This window comes from Paenibacillus sp. MAEPY2 (assembly GCF_000499205.1).
Taxonomy (GTDB): Bacteria; Bacillota; Bacilli; order Paenibacillales; family Paenibacillaceae; genus Paenibacillus; species Paenibacillus vandeheii.
The window spans coordinates 1-12,360 of sequence record NZ_AWUK01000096.1 but is presented as its reverse complement, the minus strand read 5'-3'; the positions used below and the strand labels follow the sequence as shown (position 1 = coordinate 12,360).

The following is a 12,360-nucleotide window of genomic DNA, read 5'->3' as shown; positions in this document are numbered from 1 at the left end:
CTATAATAATTATATGGGATAACCTAAATAAATCAAGTTCTTTTACAAATTGAATACAGAGATATTATGCGTAATATTATTTAAAAACCCACTGCAAATCCAATAAATTATTGGATTTGAGTGGGTTGCTGAAGTAATACAATATAGAGCAGTTTGCACAGACAACATTTAAATTAACGCTTTATCCAGCCGCCTGAACCGTTTGCTCCTTGCGACTAATTGCATAAATGGCTGACACGAGACCCATCAGGATCAGAACAGATCCCACCCATCCGGTATACATAATGGACGAATGATCGATAACTACCCCGCCAATATAGGTTCCCAGAGCAATGCCAGCATGTGCAATCCCCGAATTGGTGCTAATCAACGTTTCAGCCGTTGCCGGTGAGGTTTTGATAATCAGACTATTCTGTACCGGGGTAACCGTCCAGCTTAACGCACTCCAGATACTTAGCAAGATCAAGAAAGCAATCAAAGGCAATCCGGTACTAAATGGAATAACCGCCATGCTCACGATAAAGGGTATCAGCACGATGACAATGGCTTTGGCCGGGTGCAGACGATCTGATAATATGCCGCCGATTCCTCCCCCTGCCACAGCTGCAATTCCAAACATCATATATATAAAGGTGACCATTGTTGAGCTGGCTCCCAGCGATTCCTGAAGAAATGGTGTGAAATACGCATATAACGTCAAATGTCCTGCGAGCACAAGTAATGTGGTAACATGGATCGCCAGCATTTTTGGATTCCATAGAGCAGCAAGCTGCTTCTTCAATGATACGGCTGGAATCGGCTGCACACGTTCCATGGCGATGCCAATGGCAACCATAACTACTGCAGTCAGAAGTGCAATTAACATAAACACTTCACGCCATCCGGCGAGGTTACCCACAAAGATTCCAATAGGTACACCCAAGATCAGTGAAGCACTTCCTCCCATCGTAATTATTCCCACGGCACGCCCTTTATACTGAGGCTCCACAATGCGAGCTGCAAGCGTCAGAGACAGGACAAAAATTAGTGAGCCCGTTGCGGCTCCCAGTGCTCTTCCAGCCATGAGGATATAGAAGTTGGCACTGAATGCAGAGATCAGATTGCTAATCAAAAAAACGAATAAAGTACACATGTATACTTTTTTACGCTCAAATCTGGCCGTCATATTTAACAAAATAGGCGCAGATATCGCATAGACAAGGGAAAAGATGGAGATTAAATACCCGGCTTTTGCCAAGGTTAGATGAAGATCTGTCGCAATCAAGTCCAGAATCCCGCCTAAAATGAGTTCAACGGTGCCAACCACAAAAGCCGCGATTGCAAGGACATATACTTTTTTGTTCATTTTTGAATCCTCCTCGAAAGTTACAACTACGATAGTAACCTAACAAAGAAAAGATTTCAATACAAAAAAGCTATTCTCCGAAAGAATAGCTTTTCGATATATGGTTCAATAAATTAAACGCGCCAGCAGACGTGCGATTTCTTCGTCCTGAAGCAGCTGGTCACCATATTTTTTGGTAATTTGAGTAAGTGCGACGTCATGATAGAAGTAATCCGTCATTGCTTTAACAATTGGTTTGGATGTCGTCTTGATCGCCTTCCATGAGTCATGCTCAATACCGGCAAACAAAAGATAGGCATAATCCACAATGATCAATTGCGAAGGTTCAAGTTTACTGTCCTCAAGCATGGGAATTAACGAATATTTATGCGTTAGAGACGATTGTAATCCTCCTACAGCCAGAACCTCCACATGAATCCCTTCAGCCTCTTTCTGCTCCAAAAGCTCCCGATATTGGTCCATTTGCTCGTTCCAGGCCAGAAAAAGAATGGATGAGTCGGCTTCTTCAATAAGCTGTTCAATATTTGATGCAATGGATGATGCGTCCTTTAATGTCCAGATATGCTCATCCGTGAATGTACGTTTGATTTTATAAGTCTTCAACTCCTCAATATCCTTCTCAAAGTCGGCCCTTATTTTGAGGATAATGGACTGAAGATCAACCGCCATATACAATTTCTTCTTCCCATGCATCGTTGTTAGGACTGTTCCCTTATCAATAAGCCGATTAAGCACTTCGTATATTTTGGCCTTGGGCACATTGGAGGAATTGACGATGGATGTAGCATCCAGTGGTTGGTCCTGCGCAAATATAGCCTCGTATACCTGACTTTCATATTGTGTAAAACCAAATTTCTGCAACATGGTCCGATCGGCCCGTCCCTTCTTGTTTGTATCTTTCTATACAGTGTAGACGCCTTACCTTCGCATGTCCAGTTTATCCCACATGCCTCTGTCATGGCTGTATTGTGAAATGAAGTCGAGATCGAGCTTCCAAAATATAATGATCTCTCCGTGGTTATATTAAGATCCAGGCTGCACATTTTAATTTTAAAGGAGGTATCCTCAGACATGGAAAGCACCCATGATTTTGTGAAGAAGGTAAACGAAAATGCCGAGAAAGCACGTCATAACAAAAACAATGGCAAGGGAACACCAACAGATAAATTGCCAGCGAAGCAGCACAGCACAAATAAGTAGGGCCTACATGAACTGCTGCAATGAAAGAGTGGATATACTATGCTCCTCGTTGTTCCAGCACAACAAACAGGATCTCTGGGAAGAGATCCTGTTTCAACAATCTGTGATTCAGCGGCGGCCCAAAGTAATCAAACGATCTAGGCTCACGATCCCCCGCTTTTAGCGAGTTACTGTCATCCGATATTTTAACCCCTTCGTTGGAAGACATCTCTGTTCCGTTATTATCCCGAAGAAAGGCATTTAATGTAATGTCGCATGGGATTTGCCTTATTGGCAACTTGATCATTGCCCCATTTCTCAAACATAGCGTCTTTTGTCTAGCACCTTCCTCATCTACTTTTCATTTACTATAAAGAATTCTAATAGAAAAGAGATGATGAGGATGGCTTGTGCAAAAGCTGTTCCACAACCGGATTTGGTATTGATCTATTGGTCCAGAAATCCGCTCGTTCCCGGTTCACCGCGCAGAATCAAAAGTGTGCGTGTGATCGGAAACACTTCCCCTTGTACCTTCACACTGGTACCTGGTGCATTGCTGATCAATGCCTTAAACTGCTTGCTGGACAATGATATCGGATTCAAAGTGGTATATCGTAAAAAAACATCAAATATCAGTGGCGTCTTATTGTTAAAACGCAGATCATAAACAAATAAACAGGTGCCTTCCTTCAACTCGGAAGCGCACCTGTTTGTATTTCAAGAAATGAACGGCTGATTCGAGCCTATTTGACGTTCATATAACGCTCGAAGGCATTGTTACGGATGGTCAGTAACTGTTCAAGTCCCATATCATTCAGCTTTTTGATATAAGCATCCCAGCCCTGTTCGATACCGCCCTTCGTTACCCACTGGGCACGCATCGTTGCCACGTAACCATCAATATCCGTTGTCAGCGTTGGCAGCTCCTGGAACTCTTCTGCATTGTACATGACCTTCGGATAAGGTGTCGTTACATCGGCACTGCCCAGCTGATCGATTTGCAGTTTGAGTCCGTCGCCTGCCTGCGGATTAAGTTTGATTTTCTCTTCAAAGGAAGGGCTTACATATTTGGGACCAAAGTCACGCAGGGATTGATCCCAGTACCATGCATCGGCGCTGGTGCCTGCCGGCGGGTCCATGAGTGTGTATGTGCCATCATCGTTTTTCTTGATTACCGTTCCGATGGCACCCCAGAAATTCTGGATGCTGGCTTCATTGGAATAGAACTGATCAGCCCAGCGTGCAGCTACTTCAGGAACAGTGCATGAAGTCGTAATAAGCAGTTCGTTCCGGGCCAGGTTCATGCCGCCGGGGTCACCCGGCTGATAGCGTTTGCCGTCAGGTCCGGCAATGGGAGCAATGGCTTCATATTGTTCACTCCATTTGCCAAATACCGCATCAGGTGTCCACTGATTGCTGAAACCGACGATTGGGATGTCTGCATTTTGCCATTTGGCTGATGTCATGGTGTTGTCCTGTGTGAACAGTTCCTGATCAATCAGTCCCTCAGAATAGAGCTTATTGGTATAAATAAGAGCTTCTTTATAGGCGTCGGTTGTTGGATAGAACACGGGCTTTCCATCCTGGACAATCATGCTGCTGGCATTAATGTCCGTAATCCCGAACGGATTCAGAAAATCCACATTCAGTCCCGTTTCCGTGTAAGGAATTTCGTCCTTTTTGCCATTACCATTCGGATCCTTTTCCCTAAACGCTTTTAATACCTGATACAGTTCCTCGGTTGTTGTTGGTGCCTTCAGGCCCAGCTTATCGAGCCATGCCTTGTTGATTACAGGCTGGTTCCGGCTTTTTGGACGGGAAGGAAGTCTGGTTGGCATGGAGTAGATTTTTCCATCTGGAAATGTACTGATTTTCTTCATGTCTGGCGTCTCTTCCATAGCCGCCTTCAAGTTGGGCATATACGAGTCAATATATTCATCCAATGGGCGGAAATAGCTCAGGTTGTTTACAATGTCCGAATCACTAAACACCTGGTCGCCCAGAATAATGTCCGGGAGCGTGCCACTGGCAAGCATAATGGATTTCTGTTCACCCCAGTCATTAGAAGACATCACCTGCCACTCAATCTTCACATTGGAATCTTTCTCCAAATCCTTGAGCCATTGGTTCTGAGTAAAGGTGTCGCCCATATTTCCCCAGCGAACCGTCAGTACCTTGAGTGTAACCGGTTTATTGACAATCGGCAGACCTTCCTGATTGAAGTCGCTTGATATTGTAGGCTCTGCAGGTTCACTACCCTTTCCACTACTACAGCCAACAACGCTGACCAACATGACCGACGCGAGAAGCACGCTGCTCATTTTGGTAAATAATTTCTTGCCTATCTTTTTCCCCATTTGGGAACCCCCTTGATTCGTAATGAATTTCAACCTGCCTTATTCCTTCACGGCGCCGATCATCACCCCCTGATTGAAGTACTTCTGGATGAACGGATACACACACATGATCGGAATTGTAGCGATAATAATAACGGAATACCTCATCAAATTGGCAAGGCGCAGGGCAACTTGTGCTGCTTCTCCTGTACCCATGCCGGACTGCATCTGATTCGTGATGAGGATATTGCGCAGAATCAATTGAAGCGGATAGAGATTCGGATCTTTCAAATAAATCAGAGCGTTAAAATATGAATTCCAATATCCTACAGCAATCCATAGTCCGAGGACTGCAATGATTGCTTTGGACAGCGGTAATACGATCAGTACAAAATACCGCAGGTTCCCACAGCCATCGATCTGGGCAGCTTCCCATAGATCCCCCGGAATGCTGGTCTGGAAAAATGTCCGGGCAACGATCATGTCGAAAACCACCACAGAGAATGGAAGCACCATCACGAGAAACGTGTTGTAGAGATGGAAGTCGCGGATCGTCAGGAAGGTTGGAATCAATCCTCCGCTGAAGAACATCGTAAAGATAAAAAACAGTGAGAAAAACTTTCGTCCGACCAGGTCTTTTCTGGATAAAGCATAAGCCGCCGAAATATTAACCACAAGTCCGAGAAGTGTTCCCACCACCGTATACAGAATGGTATTGCGATATCCAATCCAGATATTCTCGTGTCGCAGCAGTTCCTTATACCCTTCCAGCGTAAAGCCTTTGGGAAACAGCCACACCTGTCCGTTAGCCACGGATGAAGGATCACTGAAGGAGGCGATGACAATAAAATAGATCGGGTAAATGATAGCAATCAGAAAAAGAACAGCAAAGGCATACAGCACGACTTCTGCAACCGAAAAGGGTGCACGACGTTTGGTACGGGGAGTTCTGTTCATTGCTGCCGGTTCCATAACGCTCATCTTGTTTTTCTCCCCTCTACCATAGACTGTTTTCACTATATTTCTTGGACAACTGGTTGACCAGAATAAGCAAAATGAAATTAATAACCGTGTTAAACAGGTTGATCGCCGAGGAGAAGCTGTATTGGCTGCTCAGCAGACCGATTTTGTAAACATACGTAGACAGAATCTCACTGGAGAGAATGTTCAAGTCGTTCTGCATCAGATAGACTTTCTCAAATCCAACCCCGAGTAATCCGCCCATCCGTAAAATAAGCAGCGTGATGACCGTTGGCAGCAGCATCGGAATATCGATATATCGAACCTTGTGCCATCGACTTGCTCCGTCAACCGTTGCCGCTTCGTAAAGACTTGGGTCTACGGCAGACAGTGCAGCAATATAGATAATGCTGTCCCAGCCAACATGCTGCCACACATCAGACCAGACATATACACTGCTGAATAAAGCGGATGAACCCATTAGATCCGGTGCTTCCGCTCCAAAAAGCTGATACATGTTACCTACGAGCCCGGTACTTGGTGAGAACAGGATCAGCATTAACCCCACCATCACTACGGTTGAAATAAAATGGGGCATATACGAAATGGTCTGGAAAAACCTTTTGAATCTCCCCGATCTCATCTGGTTCACGAGTAGTGCAAGCATAACCGGAATCGGAAAGGTAGCCAGACTGTACAAGCTAATCACGAGTGTATTGCGAATCGTATTGGTGAATTGATAGGAATGAAAAAACTTCTCAAAGTATTTGAATCCAGCCCAAGGGCTGTCTCCGATACCCATGGCCGGACTGTAGTCCTTAAACGCAATTAATACGCCGTACATTGGCTTGTAGGCAAATAATAGAGTCAACAGAACTGCTGGAAAAAGCAGGACGTAAAGGCCCCAGTTTCGCCTGATTCTCTCTAGCCTTTTTCCGATATATAATGGATTGGTCCTCATGGTTCTTCCTTCCCTCCTGTAATCTATACTGATGCTGCTTTCCCCCTGGACCTCTCATCTCTGGAATAGCTTCAGTATAAACCCCATCACATTCGGTTTATCGGACCGCTACGGACGTTATTCGGACTTCTATGGTTCCATTGTTCAAGTTCACGAGTAACCGAAACACTTGGGAGCAAAAATCATATCGTTATCCAGACTTTCGTGTGTGTATTTCGGACTTATGAATCAAAAAACGCAAATCTTTATGCTTTTTTCAAACAAAGGTTTTATACTATTCCTGAGATATTAAAGCGCATTCATAACCAAGGAATCAAGAAAGTGGTGCATTGCTTATGGCAAACCTGAACGTCATTAAACCCTACCCCATTCGGCATTATATCCGCATGATGTTCGTCATTTCATTTGTCGTGTTCATTCTGGATCTGGTCATCAGCATTGCTTCCATCTCTATGGTGAAGCAGCAATCCACCCAATACTTGCAGGATGCGGCCGATCTGTACATCAATCGCATTAATCACGATTTTGCGTACATTAATCATTTCATGGGATGGACACTTGCCAATGACGAGAATCTCGACAACATGAATACATATGGTGTAAACAGTATTCCGTTCCTGAAGGCCAATGAAAAACTACATATGCTCTTCGCCGAACTACAGCGAAACTACGGGCAATCGTACAATTTCTTTTATTATTTGGAGAATAGTGAATATTTCCTCAACTGCGCGCCAATAAGCATCTCCTATTCGGATTATGCAGAAGTGAAAAAACAGATCATTACGCTGACCCACGATAAAGCTGTCTATGAGAAGTTCTATTCCCATTGGACACCGATTCACGTGAACGGCACTTCTTATCTTATCAATATTGTGCCGTACTACAACCGTTATCTGATTGCCTTGATATCCGCGGATGATCTGATCTCCCCTCTCCGGCAGATTAATCTGGGTGCTAACGGATACGCCTCTCTCGTTGACGAGAATGGAGTGCAACTTTCCGGGCCTGCCGGCGGGGATCACATACCGGAAGAGAGACATTCATTTCTTGATCTGTTCCAGTCTCACAATGTCGTGAGCAGTGACTTCTCCAATGCGGCATTCAGCGCACATATGGTTATCAAGTTTGGCGCATTCGAGAAAATTATGGTGGCTCAGCTGCTCATTATGCTGCTTTTTCTGATCGTAACGTCCTCGTTAAGCGCAATTATGTTGTTTTTCAGAAAAAATCTGTTGGTTCCCATTCAGCGATTTTCCAAAAATCTGGCGCGTATTAACGAAGGTGACGAAGCTACAGACTTTAAGAGCAGCCGAATTATGGAACTGGAACAGGTCAATGCACAGTTCAAGGAACTGGTGGGCCAGATTAAACGATTCAAGATTGATCGCTACGAGCAGGAATTGGAGAAACAAAAAATACGTTTGGATTATATGAAGTTACAGATTAAGCCCCACTTCTTCCTGAATTGTCTGACGAGCATGTACAGTATGGCACAGATGCAGATGTACGAAGAAATTGAGAGCATGGCTCTGGCTACATCCCGATATTTCCGCTATATCTTTCAAAGTGGGGAGAATTTCGTTCTTCTGGAGAATGAGATTGAGCATGTGAGAACATTCCTGGACATCCAGAAATCACGTTATAGAGATGCTTTTTCCTATCGAATTGAACAGCCAGAGGTTATTACGGGCATCGCTGTGCCACCGCTTGTTATTCAGACATTCATTGAAAATGCCGTCAAGTACGGGGTCTCCCGGGACCGGGAATTATGTATTACTTTATCTGTGACGGAAGAACGTCAAGAACATGGCGATCATGTGCTCATCCAAATTTCGGATACAGGTCCAGGCTTTAGCCGGGATGTTCTTGACGCACTCATGCGTGGAGAAGCGCTCGAACAAACTGGCGGCAACCGAATTGGCATTATGAATACTATCCAACGTTTGGAGTTGCTGTATGGAGAGGAAGCGAATATTACATTTGCAAACGACGCAAGTGGCGCTCGGATCACGCTTTCCTTACCCAAAATGATACTGAATTCAGATACTACGGGAGAGGTGACAAACCATGAATGCATTGCTGGTTGATGATGATTACTTTGTCGTCATGGCTTTGGAAAAGAAAATTGACTGGAAGAGCCTTGGCATCGACACCATATTCACAGCCTATAACATTGCGCAGGCCCAGGAGATTTTACAGAGCCATCCTGTTCAGATCCTCATTTGCGATATTGAGATGCCCCAGGGAAGCGGACTTGAACTGCTGGCATGGGTCCGGGAGGAATCACATAGTGTACAGACAATTTTTCTCACTAACTATGCCGATTTCAACTATGCCCAGAAAGCAATCGAACTGCAAAGCTTTGATTATTTCCTGAAGCCTATTGAGTTTGACAAGTTGACTCTTATTATTCAAAAAGCGGTTGCCAAAGCCCGAGATCAGCAGTTCATTGCGAAAGCCATTCATGAGGGTGAACTGTGGCAAAAAAACCGTAGCAAGCTCATTGAGGACAGCTGGCGCAGGCTGATCTCTGGTAAAGCCTTTCCTTCCGGCCCTGCCGACGTCTCTGCCTTTTTGACAGAACAAAATCTGCCCTATGAAACAACGGATCTATTTCTTCCTATTCTGGTTAACCTGTTTCCGTATGATGGCACCCTGGGCAAGACCGACAAGAACCTGTTCGATTACGCTTGTTTGAATGTGATGGTTGAACGGTTTCAGGACGCTCTCTTCTCCATTGAAGCCATTACCGAGATCAAGGAACATAACTGGATGGTTATTTTAAAATGGAACAGAGCACCCGATGCACCACTGATCGAATCCATGTGCAGTTCGTTTATCCCGGAGGTTAATAATTACCTGAAGTCGGATGCCTGCTGTAGTATCGGCTTTTCTCTGCCACTGGGTCAGATTCGTCACACGATCAACGAGCTGCTTCTAATGAATGAAGAACGAATCAAACACCGCAACCAGACCTTTTTTCTGAAGAACTACAGCACGCCTGAATTGAATTACACACCGCCTGATCTGGCATTGCTGGAGCAATTGCTGAATGAGAACCGCTTTCAGGCCTTTATGGATGAAACCATTCGTTATATGCACCAACTTGTTCGTGAAGGGGTGGTCGGTACTGCCGTGCTCAGCCTGTTGCGTCTCGATCTGGTACAGCTTGTCTATGCCCAATTGAAGAGCAAAGGGATTGAGGTCCACAAGCTGTATATGGGCAAAACGAATGATCAATTGTTCATGCAATCTCTGTATTCTATTGAAGATATGCAATCCTACATAGCCTATCTCGTTAATACCGCTGCGGATTACCTGAATGTTGCCGAGCAGCCGAAGTCGGTTGTACATGAGATTACCCATTATATACGTACTCATTACGGGGAAGATCTAACGAGGAATAACCTGGGGGAAATGGTCTATCTGAATCCGGACTATCTCGCACGTCTGTTCAAGAAAGAGATGGGAATCTCACTTGGAAATTATGTCATACATACCCGTCTTGTAGCCGCTCGCCAGCTGTTGGAAACGACTTCACAATCAGTCCATGCCATTGCGGGACATGTTGGCTATACCAACTACTCACACTTTACCAAGCTGTTTAAGCAAGAGATGGGCTGCAGTCCCAATGAATATCGTAAGAAGCACCGGGATGGCGCTCATGAAACAGGATGATCTTCAGACCTGAAGCGGAATAACGCAGGGTTATAACCTGGTTTGTGAATCTGATTCTTCTGATCCATATGTTCCTGTCCTCCACCATAAAAATGCCACCCTGCGTATTGTACGCAGAGTGGCATTTGCTGTGCATCAACTTTTCGTTACTTATTCGCATGAATGACTTCATTCACTTCCTGAGTGATTTGGTCCCCACCAAGCTTTTTCCAATTGGCAACAAAGCTATCGAACTCATCAATAGACAGGTTGCCGTAGATGATTTTCAGAAACGTCTCCGCGCGCAGCTTATCCAGGGTTGCCTGTTTCGTGTTCATGGTTCTCGTTGGTGCGTAGATAAACTCATTCATGACAATCAGGTCGTTATCCCGATAATATTTAATGACGCCCTGCGAGCTCTCCGGTCCAAAAATACGTTCCATATGCCACTTATCCAGATTACCATTACGGTAATCCATAATGTCATCGTAGAACAGCTTCGCTTCAAGCTCTAATCCGGAAGTATCTCCCGTTTTGAGCGCCTGCTCCACTTCATCCTGTGCTTTTACGTTTTTGTTGGCAGGCAAATTGGATACGGTCGCATTATGAAAACCAAGTCCGGTCAACCCGTTCAAATACGCAGCGCGCTCTGCCTTGGCAGATTCACCGAACATTTTCTCTGCCTGGAAGTTCAGCAGCTTGATCAATGCTTCCGGGTGCTCATAGCCTTTACGTACGGCGAATATGCCGCCCAAGCTAAGGTGGTTCTGCGTTTTGGCAGGCTGATCGTCGATCGATTGAACCGGATAAGGCAACCAGTCCACGTTTTTATCCTTCTTGATCATGCTGCTAACCTGAAATGGCGCCCATTGTGGCAGAAAAAACATGCCTGACTTGCCTGCATTCACATCTTCCATCATCTTCGTAAAGTCCTTAACGCCAAACTCGGGATCGAGCACACCCTTCTGGTACAGATTTTGCAGCTCACGTAATCCTTCCTTCACTTCAGGTTGAATCGTACCATTCACAACCTGGCCTGAAGCATCCTTCATCCAGGTTTCGAGATAACCATGATAACCAAGCAGGAACGCATTAATAGGCAAATCCTTATTTAGTGCAATACCGTACGTATCATCTTTACCATTTCCGTCCGGATCTTCAAAGGTGAAAGCTTCTGCAATCTGGATGACGTCCTGCATAGATTTTGGCGCTTCAAGCCCGACCTTTTTCAACCAATCCTGGCGAATCCAGATCATATCCGAGGAATCCAGCGAGCCTGGAAAGCTTACCATCGCATATATCTTGCCGTCCTTCGTTACTGGCTTCAAACCTGCTCCATCCTCAGCGGACATAAACTCCTTGACCAGATCCGATGCATACTTATCATAAACCTCAGTCAGATCTTCCAGCATTCCCGCCTCATGCAGCTGCTCGAATTGAACAGCACTCACTTTGAGTACATCTGGCAAATCGCCGCTAGCCAGGGTGACGTTCATTTTGTCGTTATAATTGGCATCCGGAACAATCCAGTCGTAGGTGACATCGATACCCAGCTCGTCCTTGTATCCCCGGGTCCAAATGTTATTGGCGTGTGTATCACCCTCAGCAAGGGATTCTTTTCCGGTTTCATTCATAGTTGATGTTAATTTGATGGGTGGATCATATTTCGTAAGCGGACCTCCGGCATCCTGCTGTGTGTTGTTCGGCTGGGTTTCATTCTCCGCGCTACCCGTACCGGATGAACAGGCTGCAAGCGTAGTTGCCAGCACCATGGTTAACGTTAACAATGAGAATTTCTTTAATGACATGTTCATGCGAATCCCCCTTTTTATTCCTCCCGTGAGGTATATAAGATGAACTAATGAATATTAAACGCTGCACTCCGATAGCAGAACAACCTTTTGATCGCTGTTATCCCCAGA

The 12,360-nt window shown here is 45.1% G+C and carries 11 protein-coding genes; 4 read left to right on the top strand and 7 right to left on the bottom strand.

What is annotated here, in order from left to right; genetic code table 11:
* Nucleotides 1–181: 181 nt before the first annotated feature.
* Together P364_RS0134555 and P364_RS0134550 are read right to left on the bottom strand one after the other, a co-directional pair.
* Nucleotides 182–1,345: an MFS transporter gene (locus tag P364_RS0134555; protein ID WP_024634506.1), complete on the bottom strand. Its 1,164-nt coding sequence runs from the start codon at nucleotides 1,343–1,345 to the stop codon at nucleotides 182–184.
* A 105-nt stretch (nucleotides 1,346–1,450) separates the two neighbouring features.
* The gene (locus P364_RS0134550; RefSeq protein ID WP_024634505.1) at nucleotides 1,451–2,209 is read right to left on the bottom strand and encodes a TrmB family transcriptional regulator; all 759 of its coding nucleotides are present in this window, start codon (nucleotides 2,207–2,209) and stop codon (nucleotides 1,451–1,453) included.
* A gap of 207 nt (nucleotides 2,210–2,416) precedes the next feature.
* Here P364_RS0134550 and P364_RS37225 point away from each other — a divergent pair, with 207 nt between their 5' ends.
* The gene (locus tag P364_RS37225; RefSeq protein WP_036664828.1) at nucleotides 2,417–2,545 is read left to right on the top strand and encodes a DUF4023 family protein; all 129 of its coding nucleotides are present in this window, start codon (nucleotides 2,417–2,419) and stop codon (nucleotides 2,543–2,545) included.
* Between the two features lie 37 nt (nucleotides 2,546–2,582).
* Here the strand turns inward: P364_RS37225 and P364_RS37940 are convergent, their stop codons facing one another.
* Nucleotides 2,583–2,831, bottom strand: coding sequence for a hypothetical protein (locus P364_RS37940; protein ID WP_024634504.1), 249 nt, complete (start codon nucleotides 2,829–2,831; stop codon nucleotides 2,583–2,585).
* Between the two features lie 96 nt (nucleotides 2,832–2,927).
* On the opposite strand from P364_RS37940, the gene P364_RS37220 reads away from it, so the two are divergent.
* Nucleotides 2,928–3,191, top strand: a complete 264-nt coding sequence (locus P364_RS37220) for a hypothetical protein (RefSeq protein ID WP_081718287.1) — start codon at nucleotides 2,928–2,930, stop codon at nucleotides 3,189–3,191.
* Between the two features lie 76 nt (nucleotides 3,192–3,267).
* Here the strand turns inward: P364_RS37220 and P364_RS0134530 are convergent, their stop codons facing one another.
* The 3 genes from P364_RS0134530 to P364_RS0134520 form a co-directional block, all read right to left on the bottom strand.
* Entirely contained in the window at nucleotides 3,268–4,818 is a 1,551-nt protein-coding gene (locus P364_RS0134530) for an extracellular solute-binding protein (protein WP_442952306.1), read from the bottom strand.
* Nucleotides 4,819–4,920: 102 nt separating this feature from the next.
* Complete coding sequence (locus P364_RS0134525; RefSeq protein ID WP_029881537.1) at nucleotides 4,921–5,817, bottom strand: carbohydrate ABC transporter permease; 897 nt, start codon at nucleotides 5,815–5,817, stop codon at nucleotides 4,921–4,923.
* A 40-nt stretch (nucleotides 5,818–5,857) separates the two neighbouring features.
* Nucleotides 5,858–6,781: an ABC transporter permease gene (locus P364_RS0134520; RefSeq protein WP_024634500.1), complete on the bottom strand. Its 924-nt coding sequence runs from the start codon at nucleotides 6,779–6,781 to the stop codon at nucleotides 5,858–5,860.
* 335 nt (nucleotides 6,782–7,116) lie between these two features.
* Here P364_RS0134520 and P364_RS0134515 point away from each other — a divergent pair, with 335 nt between their 5' ends.
* Together P364_RS0134515 and P364_RS0134510 are read left to right on the top strand one after the other, a co-directional pair.
* Nucleotides 7,117–8,868: a sensor histidine kinase gene (locus tag P364_RS0134515; protein WP_024634499.1), complete on the top strand. Its 1,752-nt coding sequence runs from the start codon at nucleotides 7,117–7,119 to the stop codon at nucleotides 8,866–8,868.
* Nucleotides 8,849–10,459, top strand: a complete 1,611-nt coding sequence (locus P364_RS0134510) for a response regulator (RefSeq protein WP_024634498.1) — start codon at nucleotides 8,849–8,851, stop codon at nucleotides 10,457–10,459. Before P364_RS0134515 ends, P364_RS0134510 begins: the two co-directional genes overlap by 20 nt.
* A 146-nt stretch (nucleotides 10,460–10,605) precedes the next feature.
* Here the strand turns inward: P364_RS0134510 and P364_RS0134505 are convergent, their stop codons facing one another.
* Nucleotides 10,606–12,252, bottom strand: coding sequence for an extracellular solute-binding protein (locus tag P364_RS0134505; RefSeq protein WP_024634497.1), 1,647 nt, complete (start codon nucleotides 12,250–12,252; stop codon nucleotides 10,606–10,608).
* Between the last annotated feature and the right edge of the window lie 108 nt (nucleotides 12,253–12,360).